The 17,647-nt window shown below is 43.1% G+C and carries 17 protein-coding genes, 1 tRNA gene and 1 riboswitch; of the genes, 16 read left to right on the forward strand and 2 right to left on the reverse strand.

The features are described from left to right. The first annotated feature begins 526 nt into the window (after positions 1 to 526). Both RTR76_RS20435 and RTR76_RS20440 read left to right on the forward strand, forming a co-directional pair. Positions 527 to 2,608 carry a glutamine synthetase III gene (locus tag RTR76_RS20435; protein WP_312524459.1) on the forward strand — a complete coding sequence of 694 codons (2,082 nt, stop codon included), beginning with the start codon at positions 527 to 529 and terminating at the stop codon, positions 2,606 to 2,608. A 92-nt stretch (positions 2,609 to 2,700) separates the two neighbouring features. Further along, positions 2,701 to 3,138, forward strand: coding sequence for an Lrp/AsnC family transcriptional regulator (locus RTR76_RS20440; RefSeq protein ID WP_312524460.1), 438 nt, complete (start codon positions 2,701 to 2,703; stop codon positions 3,136 to 3,138). 103 nt (positions 3,139 to 3,241) lie between these two features. Here the strand turns inward: RTR76_RS20440 and tpx are convergent, their stop codons facing one another. After that, a complete protein-coding gene (gene tpx / locus RTR76_RS20445; protein WP_312524461.1) occupies positions 3,242 to 3,754 on the reverse strand; it encodes a thiol peroxidase in 513 nt (170 codons plus the stop codon). 185 nt (positions 3,755 to 3,939) lie between these two features. On the opposite strand from tpx, the gene RTR76_RS20450 reads away from it, so the two are divergent. From RTR76_RS20450 to RTR76_RS20480, 7 genes are all read left to right on the forward strand, one after another. Continuing rightward, on the forward strand, positions 3,940 to 5,679 hold the full coding sequence (locus RTR76_RS20450; RefSeq protein WP_312524462.1) for an ABC transporter ATP-binding protein: 1,740 nt from the start codon (positions 3,940 to 3,942) through the stop codon (positions 5,677 to 5,679). After that, positions 5,679 to 7,448: an ABC transporter ATP-binding protein gene (locus RTR76_RS20455; RefSeq protein WP_312524463.1), complete on the forward strand. Its 1,770-nt coding sequence runs from the start codon at positions 5,679 to 5,681 to the stop codon at positions 7,446 to 7,448. Before RTR76_RS20450 ends, RTR76_RS20455 begins: the two co-directional genes overlap by 1 nt. Before the next feature lie 64 nt (positions 7,449 to 7,512). Continuing rightward, on the forward strand, positions 7,513 to 8,007 hold the full coding sequence (locus tag RTR76_RS20460; protein WP_312524464.1) for a ferritin family protein: 495 nt from the start codon (positions 7,513 to 7,515) through the stop codon (positions 8,005 to 8,007). A gap of 13 nt (positions 8,008 to 8,020) precedes the next feature. Further along, positions 8,021 to 8,152, forward strand: a complete 132-nt coding sequence (locus tag RTR76_RS20465) for a hypothetical protein (RefSeq protein ID WP_312524465.1) — start codon at positions 8,021 to 8,023, stop codon at positions 8,150 to 8,152. Positions 8,153 to 8,273: 121 nt separating this feature from the next. Beyond that, on the forward strand, positions 8,274 to 9,497 hold the full coding sequence (locus RTR76_RS20470; RefSeq protein WP_312524466.1) for a Zn-dependent hydrolase: 1,224 nt from the start codon (positions 8,274 to 8,276) through the stop codon (positions 9,495 to 9,497). Positions 9,498 to 9,630: 133 nt separating this feature from the next. Beyond that, positions 9,631 to 10,362 (forward strand): 3D domain-containing protein, encoded by a 732-nt coding sequence (locus RTR76_RS20475; protein WP_312524467.1) that lies wholly within the window; start codon positions 9,631 to 9,633, stop codon positions 10,360 to 10,362. Between the two features lie 91 nt (positions 10,363 to 10,453). Then, on the forward strand, positions 10,454 to 11,557 hold the full coding sequence (locus RTR76_RS20480; protein WP_312524468.1) for a YibE/F family protein: 1,104 nt from the start codon (positions 10,454 to 10,456) through the stop codon (positions 11,555 to 11,557). Here RTR76_RS20480 and RTR76_RS20485 read toward each other — a convergent pair. Then, on the reverse strand, positions 11,549 to 12,757 hold the full coding sequence (locus RTR76_RS20485; protein WP_312524469.1) for a DHHA1 domain-containing protein: 1,209 nt from the start codon (positions 12,755 to 12,757) through the stop codon (positions 11,549 to 11,551). The genes RTR76_RS20480 and RTR76_RS20485 overlap by 9 nt on opposite strands. 108 nt (positions 12,758 to 12,865) lie before the next feature. Here RTR76_RS20485 and RTR76_RS20490 point away from each other — a divergent pair, with 108 nt between their 5' ends. The 7 genes from RTR76_RS20490 to RTR76_RS20520 all read left to right on the forward strand — a co-directional run bounded on the left by RTR76_RS20490 (position 12,866) and on the right by RTR76_RS20520 (position 17,644). Then, positions 12,866 to 13,585, forward strand: a complete 720-nt coding sequence (locus RTR76_RS20490; protein WP_312524470.1) for a L,D-transpeptidase family protein — start codon at positions 12,866 to 12,868, stop codon at positions 13,583 to 13,585. A 36-nt stretch (positions 13,586 to 13,621) separates the two neighbouring features. Continuing rightward, positions 13,622 to 13,765, forward strand: a riboswitch (cyclic di-AMP (ydaO/yuaA leader). Positions 13,766 to 13,813: 48 nt separating this feature from the next. Next, positions 13,814 to 14,404 carry a peptidoglycan-binding protein gene (locus RTR76_RS20495; RefSeq protein WP_396145642.1) on the forward strand — a complete coding sequence of 197 codons (591 nt, stop codon included), beginning with the start codon at positions 13,814 to 13,816 and terminating at the stop codon, positions 14,402 to 14,404. Between the two features lie 151 nt (positions 14,405 to 14,555). Next, complete coding sequence (locus RTR76_RS20500) at positions 14,556 to 14,984, forward strand: PaaI family thioesterase (RefSeq protein WP_312524472.1); 429 nt, start codon at positions 14,556 to 14,558, stop codon at positions 14,982 to 14,984. A gap of 4 nt (positions 14,985 to 14,988) precedes the next feature. Beyond that, positions 14,989 to 15,717: an alpha/beta hydrolase gene (locus RTR76_RS20505; RefSeq protein WP_312524473.1), complete on the forward strand. Its 729-nt coding sequence runs from the start codon at positions 14,989 to 14,991 to the stop codon at positions 15,715 to 15,717. Between the two features lie 72 nt (positions 15,718 to 15,789). Then, on the forward strand, positions 15,790 to 16,239 hold the full coding sequence (locus RTR76_RS20510; protein WP_312524474.1) for a DMT family transporter: 450 nt from the start codon (positions 15,790 to 15,792) through the stop codon (positions 16,237 to 16,239). Positions 16,240 to 16,371: 132 nt separating this feature from the next. Beyond that, on the forward strand, positions 16,372 to 17,505 hold the full coding sequence (locus RTR76_RS20515) for an acyl-CoA dehydrogenase family protein (protein WP_312524475.1): 1,134 nt from the start codon (positions 16,372 to 16,374) through the stop codon (positions 17,503 to 17,505). Between the two features lie 62 nt (positions 17,506 to 17,567). Continuing rightward, positions 17,568 to 17,644: transfer RNA gene (locus tag RTR76_RS20520), tRNA-Val, on the forward strand. Positions 17,645 to 17,647: the final 3 nt, after the last annotated feature.

The raw sequence follows: 17,647 nt of genomic DNA on the forward strand, positions 1-17,647 counted from the left end.
AAAGTACTTGGCTGGAAACGGCCTGGGAGGATAGGAAGTCGCTGATTAGACAAAAAGCACTTACACATGTGAGTGCTTTTTTGCTTTATATGCAAAACGTGAAAAAACGCCAAACAGTAAATTAGGATCCTTTGAGGGCATACCTGTCTAATCTAAAATATTGTTGGACAGGTGGATAATAGGCCTAACTTTCAGAATAACGTTACTTTACAAGCCTATAGTGCCATAATGCCTTTAATACTGAAAAAAATATCAAAAAAATTTAATTACCCTCTAGACAAAATTCTCACATATGCTATAATCAAAGTAATTGAATGGTATGTGAGTCAATGACGACTCCTCTTGTTGAAAATACAGGGGAGTTTTTATATTTTTTTAGGTATTGACTCATGATAAGTACACAAAATAAGGCTGAGGTGAAAAAGAATAGCAGAAAATTCACCTCACAAGTTTTATGGTAGCTCTTACATTTATAATACAGTGCCTAGTTTTAAAATGAAGATGAAAATTGAAAGGGGTTTTTGGGATGAGCATTTATGGAGCAAATGTATTTAACGATGCGGTTTTGAGGGAGCGTCTTCCTAAGGCTATTTACAAAGCTTTAAACAAGACAATCGAAGAGGGACGTTCTTTAGATCCCGCAGTTGCCGACGTAGTTGCTAATGCTATGAAGGATTGGGCTCTTGAGAAAGGTGCAACGCATTTTACGCATTGGTTCCAACCAATGACTGGCATAACAGCTGAGAAACATGATGCATTTATATCGCCTACTTCTGATGGCAAAGCTATCATGGAATTCTCCGGCAAAGAGTTAATCAAGGGTGAGCCTGATGCTTCTTCCTTCCCCTCTGGCGGTCTCAGAGCTACTTTTGAAGCTAGAGGCTATACTGCATGGGATTGCACCTCACCAGCATTTGTGAAAGATGGTTCACTGTGTATACCAACAGCTTTTTGCTCCTATACTGGTGAAGCTCTAGATAAGAAAACTCCATTACTGCGCTCGATGGAAGCACTGGCAAAACCAGCATTGCGCGTTTTAAAAGCTCTTGGAAATACAACAACCCGCAAAGTTATTACTACGGTTGGTCCTGAACAGGAATATTTCCTTGTTGATAAGAAATTATTTGAGCAAAGAAAAGATTTGATCTTTGCTGGCAGAACTCTTTTTGGTGCTAAACCTCCTAAAGGTCAAGAAATGGAAGATCATTATTTCGGTTCCCTTAAGGAAAGAGTTTCCGCTTACATGAAAGAAATAGATGAAGAGCTTTGGAAGCTTGGCGTTTCTGCAAAGACTAAGCATAACGAAGTTGCTCCTGCACAACATGAACTTGCGCCTATCTTTACTACCACAAATATAGCGACAGACCACAATCAGCTTACTATGGACGTTATGAAGAAAGTTGCGCTGAGACATGGCCTTGTATGCTTGCTGCATGAAAAACCATTTGCCGGAATTAATGGTTCAGGCAAACATAATAACTGGTCCATGGGAACCGATGATGGAATGAACCTGTTAGAACCAGGCAACACTCCTCATGACAATCAACAATTCCTTGTTTTCCTGTGCGCTGTAATTAAAGCAGTTGATGAATATGCAGATTTGCTGCGCATGTCTGCCGCAAATCCTGGCAATGACCATAGACTGGGTGCCAATGAGGCTCCTCCGGCGATCATCTCCATTTTCTTAGGCGAACAGTTACAAGATATTCTGGAGCAGATTGAAAAGGGTGGGGCTACAAGCTCTAAAAGTGGCGGTCTGATGGAAATTGGTGTAACTACTCTGCCTGCATTGCCCAAAGATGCAACTGACAGAAACAGAACATCGCCATTTGCATTTACCGGTAATAAGTTTGAATTTAGAATGGTTCCTTCCTCCGCTTCGATTGCTGCACCGAACTATATCTTAAATACGATCGTAGCTGAAATCCTGGACGAAGTTGCAACCAGACTGGAAAAAGCTAAGGATGTAAATGCTGAAGTTAAAGCGTTTTTAACTGAAGTTGCAACTAAGCACAAAAAGGTAGTCTTTAATGGCAATGGCTATTCCGATGAGTGGGTAGTTGAAGCTGAAAAGAGAGGCCTGCCCAATATTAAGACCACTGTTGAAGCTACTAAAGCGCTCATTTCTGAAAAGAACCTGGCTGTTATGGAAAAACATGCCGTATTGAGCAGAGTGGAAATGGAATCCCGTTATGAAATAGAACTTGAAAACTATATTAAAACCATCAATATTGAAGCTTTAACGATGATTGAAATGGCGAAGAGAGAAATACTTCCTGCTGTTATTAAGTTCGCTACCAATCTAGCTGGTTCTATCAATACAATTAAAGCAACTGGCATTGCCGCTGATCTGTCAGCTCAAACTGAACTGCTCACTGAGGTATCTGCGTTAGCAGCAGCACTTAAGAAAAATATTGCTGCCCTTGAAGAAGCTACTGACAAAGCCGCTAATGCTCATGGTGATACTTATGAGCAAGCATCGTTATTCAGATTTGATGTATTCGAAAAAATGGGTGCATTAAGAGAAGTTGCTGATACACTTGAAACGCTGGTAGACAAAGAAGTATGGCCTATGCCTACCTATGCAGAACTGTTGTTTAACATTTAACTCTAACTGTAAACAGATTTCGTGGTTGCAAAGTAGCAACAGAAACTCCCTCAACGGTGGTTGGGGGAGTTTCTCTAAAAAAGAGGTGTAGTATGGATGCAATCGACTTACGCATACTAGAAATCCTTCTAGGTGATGGCCGTGTCACCATGAAAGAATTAGGCCAACGAGTAGGGCTTACCAGTCCGGCTACAATTGAACGTGTTAAGAAACTGGAAGATACAGATGTTATTAAAGGCTACAAAGCAATTGTTAATGTAAAAAAAACGGGACTGCCTATTCGAGCCTTTATTCTTGTTAAGACCAATGTAGATACATGTAAAAAATTCCTCGACTTTAGCAACGGTCACGGAGCTATTTTATCCTGCCATCGGATTACCGGTGATGCCGACTATCTCGTAGAGGTAGTGGCAACAGGGATGGATACGCTTGAGCAATTGATTGACGAATTTATGCAGTACGGCGTAACAAAGACCCACGTTGTACTATCATCCTCTATGGAGCAGAAGAGCGTGGCGTTACCGGGTTAATTCCGGTAAGCCAGAGATGAATTTTTTAGCTAAATAAATAGAAGACTCTCGTATCAATAGTACGAGAGTCTTCTATTTATTTAGGATTTGAATAAACTACATCTTAGATGCAAGCTTTTACTGCTGCCAGTGCTTTTTCATAATCAGGCTGATCCTTAATTTCCGGTACGTATTGAACATAACGGACCACATCCTGCTGGTCGATAACAATAACGCCGCGGGCTAGTAAGCGAAGCTCTTCCATAACAAAGCCGTATTTTAGGCCGAAGTCCAAGTCTTTATGATCAGATAATGTCTTTACATTAGTAATTTCATTTGCACCACAATATCTTTTTAAGGCAAAAGGCAGATCAACGCTAATCGTTAAAATCACGACACCCTCAATTTGGGTAGCATCTTGATTGAACCACCGCGTCTGCATATCGCAGACCGAGGTATCAATAGATGGAACAACGCTGATAATGCGAATGGACCCTTTATAGTCATCAAGTGAAGCAGGGGATAATTCGGGAGTTAGAACGGTGAAATTAGGCGCTGTATCGCCAACCTTTATTTCGTTGCCAAGTAAAGTAACCGGGGTATTGCCAAACTTCACTAGTCCAGTACGTTTTTGCATAATCGAAAACCTCCTATATCGGATATTACTAACTATCCATATTTTAACATGGTAAAATATTCTTGTAAATAATAATTATTGTTAGTTGAAACTCCCTTTTTTATTAGTGCAGAGCAGGCAACATCACGTCGAGGAGGATTATGCAGCTTTAAAGGATAATTAATCCTATAACGGGAGGTACTAGTGTGTTTCTTTTCCTTAAACTTCGGGTTTTACAGCCGTTTTTTCGTGTTCATTGGCTAACCTATTCTATTGGAGTCCTTCTACTTATTAGTGTAGACCTATTGCAGCTTCTCATTCCCCGTATCATTGGTAAGACTGTTGATTTTTTAATTTCCAGTAGGGAAGAGGTATTTGGGCAGCTTCTACTTTTAGTATTCATTAGCATTCTTATTGCAGTTTTACGTTATATTTATAGAGAATGCATCATGGGAACGACAAGAAGACTGGAATATTACTTGCGTAAAAGAATTTTTTCTCATGCCTTGAGACTGCCGATGTCTTTTTTTGATGAACATGGCCCAGGTAAAATTATGGCTTTGACGACAAATGATGTTTCTGCGGTGCGTGTAGCGATTGGGTTAGGAATTATGCTGTTTGTGGATGCCGTCATAATGGGGGCAGCGTCTCTTATTGTTATGGTGAAAACAATTAATTGGCAGTTGGCCGCTTGGACAATACTGCCGTTGCCGATTATTTTCATGCTGGTAATTTATATGGGAAAATTCGTTCACGACCGCTTCCGGAAGGTTCAGGAGAATTTTAGCTCAATGACGGAATTTACCCAGGAAGTGTTTGCCGGTGTGAAGATTATTAAGGGCTTTGCAGCCGAAAGAACGACTTTAGAGCGCTTCTCAAGCATTAACAAGGCAAATGTAGCAGCTAATATGGAAATGGCTCAATTGCAGGCAGCTTACATACCGGTAACGCACATTGCACCGCTGACATGTTATGCGATTGCTTTATTTGTCGGTGGCGATCTTATCATCAAAGGGGCTATTACTATTGGTGAATTTGCAGCTTTTTCGGGTTATTTAGGCCTGATTATTTGGCCTGTTATGGGCTTGGGCTATCTGATTAACACAGTGCAGCGTGGTGCAGCTTCATTAAACCGGATTTCAGATTTACTGGATCAGCCGGCCTATGAAGATCGTGACGAACCTGTTGAGACTAGTAAAGAAATACGAGAAACTGATATACGAATTACAAATTTGACCTTTCAATATCCAACAGGAAAGCAACCGGCCTTAACAAACTTATCATTGTTTATTCCAGCAGGAACGGTGCTTGGTATCGTGGGGCATACAGGAGCCGGTAAATCAACATTATTGCAGTTATTATTGCGGTTATACAACCCGCCGGAGAATACGATTTTTATCAGCAACCGTGAGATTCATGCAATTGATTATAACAGCTTGCGTCAAGCGGTAGGCTATGTACCACAGGACAGTTTGCTCTTTTCAAAAACCATTGCTGAGAATATTGCTTTTGATCAACCGTATTTGCGCGAGCAAATTGAAAAGGCAGCGCAGCTTGCTGTCATTCAAGAAGCAATTGATGATAAGCCTTTGGGCTTTGGGACAATACTTGGTGAAAAAGGGAAAAAGCTATCCGGCGGCCAACAGCAGCGAGTGGCTATTGCCAGAGCTCTTATCAAAGAGCCAGCAATTTTGCTGCTTGATGATATATTTGCCGCTCTAGACTATCGAACACAAGCTGAGTTGTTGGCCAATATGAGTCAATTCACTGCAGGCAGGACTACTTTAATTGTCTCACAGCGAGTCGCTGCAGTGAAATCGGCAGACTTGATTATAGTGATGAAGGAAGGTTCAATTGCTGAACAAGGAACCCATCAACAATTAATAGAGAAAAAGGGGCTGTACTATGAATTATATGAACAGCAACTAATGAATGGTGAAGAATAATGGCAAAGTATGTTAGCAAAAGAAAAGATGAAGCAGCAGAAGTGAAAAATTCTTGGGATAGTAAAATGCTAGTTGTCCTGTGGAGCTTTGCTAAACCGTTCATTGCACTGTTATTTGCAGTGTTTATCATTATGCTGATGGGAACAAGTGCTGATTTACTACGTCCTTATTTACTGAAAGTGGCTATTGATGAGCAAGTTGCCAGCCACAATCTAATAGGGCTGCTCGAAACCGCTCAGCTTTACGGTATTACTATTGTTGTAAGCTTACTACTAACGTATGGCCAAACTTTACTGCTCCAGTATATTGGTCAAAAAATTATTTTTGATATAAGACAAAAAGTATTTCACCAGCTGATTTATCAGCGTTATTCAGCTTTGGAAGGGCAGCCTGTAGGAACCATGGTTACACGCGTAACAAATGATACCGATGCGATCAAAGAGTTATACACTGATGTTCTCATTTCATTTATCAGTGATTTCATTATGATAATTGGCATCATGGTTGTTATGCTGCTGATGGATTGGCAACTGGCTCTCGTTTCTTTTACTGTTATTCCGGTTATGATCGTAGTTGCAATCGCATATCAAAAATACGCGCGCAGTGCTTACCGGCTGGTTCGGGAAAAAACTTCCGGCTTAAACACCTTCATTCAGGAGAATTTAAACGGCATACGGCTAGTGAAAGCATTTGCCAGATTTAAGCAGACAGAAGCGGAATACCGTATAGTTAGTGATGAATATTTGTCAGCAGGTTTAAAGGAAATGCGCACATATGCCATATTCCGTCCTTTAGTAGATTTGGTTTACTCATTGGCGATTGTTTTGGTATTGTGGTTTAGTAACTGGCAGATCGCAAGCGGATTAGAAATTGGTATTGTGGTTGCATTTCTCCGCTATGTTGAAAAATTCTTTTGGCCGATTAAAGATCTGGCGGAAAAATATAGTCTTCTCCAGTCTGCATTAGCGGCAGCAGAGCGAATTTGGGATTTAATCGCTACAGAAAAACAGCAGGAAGAGCCACAAGCATCTGTCTCCGATGAGCGATTTAACGGGGAAATCCGCTTTGAAAATGTCTGGTTCGCATATGAGCCGTCTCAGTGGGTATTGAGGGATGTGTCGTTTGTTATTAGAGCAGGTGAATTTATCGGTATTGTCGGCTTATCCGGATCGGGTAAAACCACCTTGCTCCATTTACTGCTGCGCTTTTATGAACCTCAGCAGGGGCACATTTATGTTGATGGCATTGATATCCGTGAAATGCCTGTAGAATTGCTTCGCAGCAGAATAGGAGCAGTATTTCAGGAGGTCCATTTATTCAAGGGCACGATAGCGGATAATATCCGCCTCTATGATAAGTCAGTGAGTGACGATGTGATGATAAAGGCCGCTCAGACTGCTAATATTCATGAGACGATCGTCACTATGCCGCAAGGCTATCATACTCCGGTAGGATATCAGGGAGCGCTGCTATCGATGGGACAACGGCAATTATTGTCACTTGCGCGGGCCTTGGCTGCCAAAACAGATATACTGGCCCTGGATGAAGCTACTTCCAGCATAGACAGCGAGACAGAAGGCTTGATTCAAAATGCGCTGGAGAAGATTTCTTCTCAGCGGACAATCGTGGTTGTAGCGCATCGTTTGTCTACTATTCAACAGGCAGACCGGATCCTTGTAATGGCTAAAGGGGAAATCGTTGAGCAGGGAAATCATCTGGAGCTATTAGCAAAACAAGGTATTTACAATAGGTTGTATAATTATCAATAACCTGGCAGGAGTTGGCAGGAAAATGGGGAATTAAAACTGAAATGATTCGGGGAGGTGTATTTTAGTGGAAAATAGTTTTAGTGATTTAGAAGGCCTCAGAGTTGCCATTGAAATTGAAGCTCGTGGCAAGGCATTTTATCACCAGGCTTATGAACAAGCAGTCCACCAAGAACATAAAGACCTCTTTCTGTTTTTAATGAATGAAGAAGCGCAGCATTTGGACTTATTTACACAAATCTTTACTGCTGTTTCTGAGCGCAAAGAAGCTCATTCAGCCGAATATTTATTTGATCCTGAAACGTATCGGTATTTGACTGTATTAGCTGAATCACACATATTCCCCCATGAAAGCCAGGCTAGTGGGAAAATAGCTGAGCTAAAAAGCGTCAAAAGTATTTTACATACGGCAATGCAGGCTGAAAAGGATTCCATCTTACTCTATGATGAGCTTTCCAGAAACGCTAAATTTCCTGATGCAAGAAAAATATTTGCCAGGTTGAAAATCGAAGAGCAAGGCCATGTGGTAAAAATACGTGAGATGATAGAAGCTTGGACGTAAAGGAGATATAACTGTGACAAAAGGGCAAGGGAAAAGAGCACACCATAAGCAGGATGTTGATAAATTGAACCGTACAGCATTAATAATTGGTGGCGTCGTTGCAGTTGTAGCTTTACTTGTTGTAATTGGTTCCGTTTTATTCTAAATATTCAGGCGCCCTTTTGGGGGTGCCTTTTTTAAACCAAACGGAATTTTGTGTCCAGGTGAATTTATCCCCTAATAGGGGTATACTGATTGCTAAGATAAAGTGGAGAGGGCGGATTAGAATGGATAAAGAATGGATTGCAGCTACAATTGAAAAAATCAGCACTTGGGGAAAAGGAAACCGTGGCACAAGCCGTCTGGCTTTCAGTACAGAAGACTGGCAGGCTAAAGAATATGTCATTGATTTAATGAAAGAAGCAGGCTTAACAATTCGACTGGATGCTTTCGGTAATATAATTGGTCGTTTAGAAGGAAGTAACCCTTCGGCTCCGGCAGTTGCCACCGGCTCTCATCTTGATACCGTTCCTGAAGGCGGCGATTATGATGGAATTGTTGGTGTAGTCGGTGGTCTGGCAGCAGTCAAGCAATTGAAAGAGCGCGGTCAATTGACTCATCCTCTGGAATTAATTATATTTGCTGCAGAGGAATCAAGCCGCTTCGGCTTTGCAACTATGGGCAGTAAGGTTATGGCTGGAACAACCAATCTTTCGGCCTGGAGCAAGGCAAAGGATCAGAGTGGAGTAGCATTGTCTGAAGCTCTCCGGGAACAAGGCTTCGATTTAGAAGGGATTACAAAGGCTGTCAGAGGCAAGCAAGAGTTAAAAGCATTTGTGGAATTACATATTGAACAGGGGCCGGTGCTGGAAAACGATAAAACGACTATTGGTATAGTTGCTGCTATTGCAGCTCCAACCCGTCTTAAAATTACAGTTGAAGGCATGGCAGCTCATTCTGGTACTACACCGATGGATCAACGGCAGGATGCGCTTGTGAGCGCAGCGATGATTATCCTGGCTGTCCAGGAAATTGCCCTGGAGCAATCTCATTTAGGCACAGTGGGCACAGTGGGAGCTATGAAGGTGCATCCGGGAGCAATGAACGTCGTGCCTGGTTTAGTGGAGATGTGGGTGGATATTCGTGGTACCAATCATGAGAGCATCATTGAAGCTCTGCAGGATATCAAGGATGCGATCAGTACCATTGCTGAGGGGCAAGATACGCCTGTTGCAATTGAAGTGCTGTCCTCCGACAAACCGGTATTGATGGATGACCATATAAAAGGAATGATTGAAGATGCATGCCGGCAAGTAGGGGTTTCCTACAAGCGGATGCCTTCCGGAGCAGGTCATGATGCTATGAATATGGCACATATTACAGCTGCTGGAATGATCTTTATACCTTGTCGCGGCGGAATCAGCCATAATCCTGAAGAATTTGCCGATACTGAGGATATCGTAGCTGGTGTTGACGTATTAACAGAAACACTGTATCGGTTGGCAAAATAGAAGAGTAACTAAAACAAAGGTATGCCTGCTTATCTCGTAAGCGGGCATACCTTTGTTTACATATATTACAGTTTTATATAATACAGCCGTAATGGTATAATGGGGAATGAACAGCTAGGAAGGAGTCATAACCTTGAAGAAAATAATAGCTGCCTTGTTTGTAACAATGGCTTGCTCCTTTTCCTCATTGCCAGCTACGCATGCAGCAACGCTGGAAGAACAGCTTGCAGCAGCAGCGGTTGAAAGTGGCAATTTAAATCGAATTCAAGAATTATTAAAAGTAAAAGAACAGTTTGATAAAGGAAATAAAGAGAACCTGTGGAGTGTCATTGCTAATACCGCCTTGCAGCAGCTGGCAGCTACGAATGGAGTTTCAACTGCCGCTCTTGCAGACAGTGACATGAGCAATCAAGTTGAAAGCAAGTTAAGAAAAGAAATGGAAAAAAGGGTTGCTGATACGATCAAGCCATATGGGAATAATCTCGCTGCACTTGCAATGTTGTTGAATAAAAACGCAGTCCTGAGCCCGCAGGCAGCTGTGAAAAATGATTCGCTGACAGGGGCTCCGGCCAACTATAAGAAAGTATTAAATATGACGGCAACTGCGTATGCTCCTGGTCCATTGGATAATGGCAAATGGGGGGATCTGACTTACTTGGGAGGCAAAGTGCGTAAAGGCGTAGCTGCTGTTGATCCTGACGTTATCCCTATGGGTACACGGTTATGGATTGAAGGCTATGGCGAAGCAATTGCCGAGGATCAAGGCGGTGCTATTCAGGGAAATCGAATTGATTTAGCATTTAACAGCCGTTCGGAAGCGCTGAATTATGGAATTCAACGGGTTAATGCATATATCATAGAGTAGCCGGTTAAAGCCGGCTGCTTTTTTTATGCTCGCTTTTTTTGCAGGAATAGCGGAATTTAACTCGAATATTGTCGTGAGCAGGAGGATGATTATGAAAAGAATATTCATTGTAATGATAATACTATTATTCAGTGCAGGTTTGACAGCAGAAGCAGCACCTAAAGACACGGCACCAGTACAGTATGAAAAAGGAACGGTAGTTGCTGTCGGTGCATTAGATGCATCTATGCAGAAAGAATATTTTATGGGGCAGGGCCAGTTGGTAAGCATTCAATTGACATCAGGGCCAGAGGCCGGAAAAGTTGTTGATACGTTTAATTACATAACCGGGAAATCGATGTACGAGATTCATGTCAATCCTGGCGACAAAGTGATTGTTGCCATATCCAACGACATGCAGCGGACAACCTATCATGTCAGCGATTTTGATCGCTTTGATTATGTATATTGGCTAGTCGGATTTTTTGCATTGGCTTTAATTGTTTTTGGCGGAATAGTCGGTGTTAAATCTGTATTTGTCATCGCGTTTTCTACATTGCTTATTTTTCAGTTTTTTGTAGGCCAGGTTATTATGGCAAAATTCAACATCACGGTCTTAACCTTGCTGATAAGTGCGGTAATTGCTGTCGTTACACAAGTGACGATCAGCGGCTGGACGGTAAAAACCTTGGCAGCTGTATTAGGGACAATTGGCGGCGTAAGCATTGCCGCAATTCTATCTGTATTATCCATTAATCTGATGCACCTTACCGGATTAGATAGTGAAGAGGCAATGATGCTAAAAGCAGTCCTTCTGCCAATGGTTGATTTCCAGGGAGTCCTATTTGCCGGAATGGTATTTGGTGCGCTTGGGGCTGTCATGGATGTGACAATCTCAATTGCTTCCGCTCTCTATGAAGTAAAAGAAGCCCAGCCGGCAATTGATGCCAAAGGCCTGTTTAAAACCGGTATGAACGTTGGCCGCGATATTATGGGGACAATGTCAAATACGCTTATTTTAGCGTACACAGGGAGTTCCTTACCACTAATGCTTTTGATTGCTTCCCAGAAGCAGGTTTCCATGTTGAAGATTCTAAATTTAAATATGATTGTCACCGAATTTGCCAGAGCTTTAACCGGCAGCATCGGCTTAATCTGTGCGATTCCCTTAACGGCGATTATTACTGCATTCCTGCTGCGTAACCGTTCAGAGTAATTGAATAACTGCTTGTCTGGCCAGCTCTAAAGCATCTGCAGTATGTTTTACAGAAGAGCCTCCCCCTTGGGCAGATGAACCGTTACCGCCGCCTTTTCCCTCTATAAGAGGAAGGGCGGCTTTTAGTATTGGCCCCATATTTATATTCAGGTCAGGGGAGCAACTGAACACCAAATGAACCTTGCTGTTATCGTCAGCAACTCCTGCCAGCAGTGCAACTGTCGCAGGCGAAGAGACAAGCTGCTTGGCAAGTCCGGCTACATCAGCGGGAGATGAATTTAGTAACTGATATACAATGATTTTTATTCCCTTTTTCGGTTCTGTTTGCCGGTAGAGGTTGCCGGCAAGCTGCACGTTGAGCTCTTGTCTGGCGGCTGCCAGTTGCCGATTTGTTTCATCTGCTTTATTGAACAGCTTATCTAAAGTTGAGAGCAGTTGTGGTCCCGGTGCTGACAGGCGTCCGGAAAGTTCTTTTATTAATAGGTTCTTGTATTGATAATCAGCAAGAGCACGATAACCGCACACAAAATCAAGACGAATTGCATTGTTTTTTCTTTCCCAGCTGCGAATTTTAATCATGCCGATTTCACCTGTTGCTGCTACATGGGTTCCGCCACAGGGACAGCAATCGATTCCCTCTATTTCAATTAAGCGAATCGCAGCAAAATCTTTAGCAGGTTGTTTACGCAGCGGGTATTCATGCAGAGTGGCTTGCGTAGCCTGGTGAATGCGTACAGCCTTATTGCCATAAAGCATCTCATTCGATAATTGTTCTGCAGCATTCATCTGCTCGTCAGTAAAGCCAGGCAGGTCAAGATCAATCTGACTGGATTGCGCGCCCAGATGGAAGCCTACCGTAGCTGCTCCAAACAGCTCATGGCAGGTGGCTGATAAAATATGCTGTCCGCTATGCTGCTGCATGTGGTCAAAGCGCCGTGACCAGTCAATTGCAGCTTCTACTGCCCCGGCTTGCGGCAGGTCGGACATGACGTGAATGATATCGCTTCCTTCGCTGTAGACATCATTCACCGGGATACCATTTATCTGTCCCTTATCAGAAGGTTGTCCGCCTCCTTCAGGATAAAAGGCGGTATGCTCCAGCACGACGCCCACATTGCCGTTAGGCAGGGTGATCGTTTTTTTTATCCGGCTTTGAAACTGGCGAATATAGCTGTTATTTTGAAATAAAAGATCGGTCACAAGGATCGCCTCCAAGTTGTTAGCATAGCTTCATTATAGCTTATTCCGGAAATACATTCATCCTGGAATGCATATATATCTGTAACTAATAACGTAAGGGGGCAGGGTATGATTTATTTTCGGTCATTTCCGTGCAGCCGGCAGCGCCTTTACTATAGCATTACCGCTATCGTCTTATTGAGCTTAGTCTTTGGCATTATCGGCTTTGAATTTGCTGATGAACGGGAGTTTGTTATTCAGGATAATCCGGTGGTGGAAGGAGTACCAGGCAGCAATGTCAGTATCGCGATCAACTTAGCGAACCGGATGCTGGAAGTATATAGTGATGAAAAGCTCTTCAAAAAGTACCGGATTGCTGTCGGCAAGAGTGGAACACCTTCACCAATCGGTGAATGGCATGTGGTTTGGAAGGACTATAACTGGGGAACCGGATTTGGTACACGGTGGATGGGCCTGGACGTGCCCTGGGGAGTCTATGGCATTCATGGCACCAATAAACCCTGGTCTATTGGGCAGTTTGCCAGCCATGGCTGTATACGAATGCGCAATAAAGATGTTGAGGAATTGTTTGAATGGATTCCGGTGGGAACACCGGTGAAAATAGAAGGAAGAAACGTAAAGATACAGCGCGTATTGAAGTACCAGACAACAGGTGCTGATGTTGTTGTTTTGCAAATCAAACTGAAAGAAATGGGATATCTTCACGAACGTGCTGATGGTATCTATGGCAGGGCAACGGAGGAAGCTGTCCGCAAATACCAGCAGGACAAAGGCTTGGAAGTGACGGGAGTCGTCAACAAAGCTGTGGTAGAAACGTTAGGCGTATAGCCCCAGGTTTGACCAAAGAATTAAATTGTTGTAATATAGATTGTGGAGCCGAATCTACACAGTACGGGGGAACCACATAAATTTACAGGGGATAATTCGCGAAAATGCGAAGGGGCGTGTTCTCAATTCTCTCTTTTCCCTATCCCGACAGCTAACCCCGGAGGCTTAAAGACCGCTGAGAATGTATTCTGCTCAAAGCAGTATTCTCAACGGCACACCAAAAGAGAGGTGGACCAATTGAAAAAGATTCTATTCCTTACTGTCTTATTGTCAGTAATACTATTCACGAATGCGGCTGTCTTTGCTGCACCAGGGGATAAGTTACTCAAACAGGGTATGCGTGGCGATGAGATACAGGTGCTGCAAAAACTATTGACTGATGCTGGCGTTTACAGTGGCGATGTTGATGGTATCTTTGGTAATTCTACATACCAGGCGGTACAAGAATTTCAACGTATTCATGGGCTCTCAGTTGATGGAGTAGTTGGCAAGCAAACCTGGGGTTACTTAGAACGTGCTGGTGCCGAGCCTTCACGCTATAGTAGATCGCTTGTTGTAACGGCTTCTGCTTACTCGGCTTATGATACCGGTAATTCCAATCGTACCAGCCGCGGCAACCCTGTTCATAAAGGCATTGTGGCTGTTGATCCGAATACCATACCGCTTGGTACCAGATTATATATTCCAGGGTATGGTTATGCTGTTGCCGATGATGTTGGTGGTGCAATAAAAGGCAACCGGATTGATCTTGCTTTTGACAGTCATGGTCAGGCGATGGATTTTGGCGTTCAGCGTGTGACGGTGTATATTCTTGATTAAACAGGCGCATGCGCCTGTTTTTTATCTTACAGAAAATGTAGCTTTCTGATTGCGAAATAAGAATGACATAGGCTTCCACCTGCGTCCTATAGGACTTGGTGAAAGCCAAGTCTTTTCTAATCTTATCAGAAAGTGTAAGGAGAGAAGCATCATGAATAGCTCGGTAGAGTGGCTTCAACAACATTTAATGGAAATATATGATCGCAACCCCTATGTAAAATTGCTGGAAATGCAAATTGTCAGTATTGCAGAAGGCCATGTACAACTTACTATGCCGGTCAAAGCGGACAAGCATGCTAACTTGTATGGCGCAGCCCACGGCGGAGCGTTGGCGTCTCTGGCGGATACGGTAATGGGGGTAGCCTGTGCTTCTTGCGGTAAGCGAGTAGTTACCATTGAGATGAATATTAATTATATTAAAGGTGTATCTGCCGGTACGACCGTTTTAGCTGATGCTAAAGTCATTCATAATGGACGCCAAACTATTGTGGTAGAGGCAGATATTTGCGACAGCCAGGGTAAGCTGGCAGCAAAAAGCCGCGGAACGTTCTGTGTCATTGGCCGTTTTGAAAATGAGTAATCGCGTGCAGAATGTTACTATTGCAGCAAAAAACTCCGTTTTACAAGCCGTCATACACAGACCAGAGCAAGAATCAGGTAAAACACTGATCATCAGTCATGGTTTCCGCGGCTCAAAAGATGGCAGCGGCAAAGCTGTACTTTTGGCAGAACAGGCAGTGGCGGCGGGCTTTACTGTTGTACGCTATGATTTCACACCGGGGCAGACCTTGTCTGTTCAAGTGGAGGAATTAACAAGTGTGATCGCATTCTGCCGGCACCATCTCAGCAAAGAAATCATTTTGCTTGGACGCAGTATGGGGGGGAGTGCTTCCCTGGTATGTGCAGCAGCCGATCCTGCAATAAAGGGACTTGCCCTGTGGGCGACTCCTTCCAACTTAGTTGAAACTTTTCAACTTGCTCTTGGCAATGATTATGCTTCCTTAGAGAAGGGAAACATGCTCATTTTAAATGACAGCTACGGGAAATTAGAGCTGAAACCGGAATTTATCCGTGATTTTGCTACGTTTGATTTGCTGAGTGCAATGCAGTTATTGGTTAGTCGCACCATGCCTGTTCTCATTTTGCATGGTACCAAGGATGAGATTGTACCCATCCGGCAAGCAAAGCTGCTTTATGAAACCGCAGGACAGCCTAAAACGTTTGTCCAGATTGATGGTGGTGATCATCAGTTTAATCTGCATAGTCAAATAGCCTCACAGGCTGTCATGGATTGGCTAACGGATAATTTCTAGAATAGAAAAAACATGCACCGCCGATACTACTTGATGAGTGACTCATTAAGTAGCAAAAGGGAGCGGTGCTCGTTGGATATATCGGGTAACATGCTAGCGCTGCTGTTAGCATTAATATCTGGCGTACTTATGGCTGTACAAGGTACATTAAATACAGCACTTAGTAAGGTGATTGGTTTAATTGAAGCTACGTTCATTGTACATGTCACAGGTACAATATTGCTATTGGTAGTTCTATTTGTACTGCGAATGGGTAAGGGAAATCTTGGGGCCATAACTACGGCACCCTGGTATGCCTATCTCGGGGGTATTGTAGGCGTTTTTATCATTTATCTGGTTGCTGCCAGTATACCGGCAGTGGGAGTGGCAAATGCCACAACCGCCATCATCGTCGGGCAGGTTTTGACAGCTGTTCTCATTGATCACTTTGGTGGTTTTGGAATGGAGCGGGTGCCTTGCGGTTGGAACCAAGTTGCCGGGCTTGTCTTGTTAGCCATTGGCGCAAAGCTGTTATTAAAGTGAAGCCTAATCATGCATTTTTAGGAATAGTAGAAGTCTTTCTAAGATTTTCCACGAGAGGTGTTAACAAAATTACTATTATGCAGTATACTTAAAAATAGATTTTCTGGTACAGGAGTACGTAGGAGGGGAATCATGGAATTTAGTTTTACACCAGACCAATTAGCATTAAAGAAAATCGCACAGGACTTTGTGGCTAAAGAAATTGCGCCTTATGCTTTGGAAATGGACAAGGCGGGAAAACTACGGGAAGGTCTGCTTGAAAAATTAGATGAAGCAGGTATGTTAAGTTTGGCCGTTCCGGAAGAGTTTGATGGACCTGGACTAGATGCTATTTCGATTGCACTTATGTATGAAGAATTAGGAAAGGGCTGCGCAGGTATTGCTACAGCGGTCGCAGCAAATGCGTTAGCATCTTATCCGGTTATTTTAGCCGGTACGGATGAGCAGAAAAAGAAGTTTTTCTCAGTAATTAATGAAGGTAAATTGGCTGCATTTGCTCTAACCGAGCCTGGGGCTGGCTCTGATGCCGGTGCTGTTGCCACTGCTGCCACTAAAGATGGCGATCATTATATACTTAACGGGACAAAATGTTTTATAACTAACGGTGGTCTTGCTGATATTTATGTTATTTTTGCTAATGCCCGTAAATCTGCTGGTATTCGTGGTTTAACCGCTTTTATCGTGGAAAAAGGAACACCTGGTTTTTCAGTTGGCAAGGAAGAACACAAAATGGGAATTCGTACTTCCAATACTTGCGAACTGGTTCTGGATAATGTTCGCTTGCCTGCTAGCAGCCGCATTGGCCGCGAGGGCGAAGGCTTTAAACTAGCGATGAAAACACTTGATGCTGCCCGTCCTTTTGTAGGAGCAGTATCTGTTGGGTTATCACAGGCGGCATTTGAAGTAGCTGTAAAATACTCAAAAGAGCGGGTACAATTCGGCAAGCCAATTGCATCCTTTCAATTAGTACAAGCTATGCTGGCCGATATGGCCATGCAGATTGATGCAGCCCGCTTGCTCGTATATAGAGCCTGCTGGATGAAAGATCAAGGCGTGGACTACTCCAAAGAGTCAGCAATCGCAAAATGTTTTGCTGCCGATACGGCAATGAAGGTTACAACTGATGCCGTGCAAGTCTTAGGCGGATATGGATACTCGCAGGAATATCCTACTGAAAAATATATGCGTGATGCAAAAATCATGCAGATCTATGAAGGAACCAATCAAATTCAACGCTTAGTCATTGCAAATAATATTTTGTATTAAGCATATTGACAAAGTTAGTTTACAGTAATATAATAAATAATGTCCTCATCGGGACATTATAAGGGGTTATAGCTCAGTTGGTTAGAGCGCTTCGTTGACATCGAAGAGGTCAGAGGTTCGAGTCCTCCTAACCCCACCAATA

The organism is Anaerospora sp. (genome assembly GCF_032013335.1).
GTDB lineage: Bacteria > Bacillota > Negativicutes > Sporomusales > DSM-15969 > Anaerospora.

What these genes read in the sequence shown, in the direction of transcription:
- RTR76_RS20435 (WP_312524459.1), top strand. Translation starts at nt 527, where the DNA reads ATGAGCATTTATGGAGCAAATGTATTTAACGATGCGGTTTTGAGGGAG.
- RTR76_RS20440 (WP_312524460.1), top strand. Translation starts at nt 2,701, where the DNA reads ATGGATGCAATCGACTTACGCATACTAGAAATCCTTCTAGGTGATGGC.
- tpx (WP_312524461.1), bottom strand. Translation starts at nt 3,754, where the DNA reads ATGCAAAAACGTACTGGACTAGTGAAGTTTGGCAATACCCCGGTTACT.
- RTR76_RS20455 (WP_312524463.1), top strand. Translation starts at nt 5,679, where the DNA reads ATGGCAAAGTATGTTAGCAAAAGAAAAGATGAAGCAGCAGAAGTGAAA.
- RTR76_RS20470 (WP_312524466.1), top strand. Translation starts at nt 8,274, where the DNA reads ATGGATAAAGAATGGATTGCAGCTACAATTGAAAAAATCAGCACTTGG.
- RTR76_RS20480 (WP_312524468.1), top strand. Translation starts at nt 10,454, where the DNA reads ATGAAAAGAATATTCATTGTAATGATAATACTATTATTCAGTGCAGGT.
- RTR76_RS20490 (WP_312524470.1), top strand. Translation starts at nt 12,866, where the DNA reads ATGATTTATTTTCGGTCATTTCCGTGCAGCCGGCAGCGCCTTTACTAT.
- RTR76_RS20500 (WP_312524472.1), top strand. Translation starts at nt 14,556, where the DNA reads ATGAATAGCTCGGTAGAGTGGCTTCAACAACATTTAATGGAAATATAT.
- RTR76_RS20515 (WP_312524475.1), top strand. Translation starts at nt 16,372, where the DNA reads ATGGAATTTAGTTTTACACCAGACCAATTAGCATTAAAGAAAATCGCA.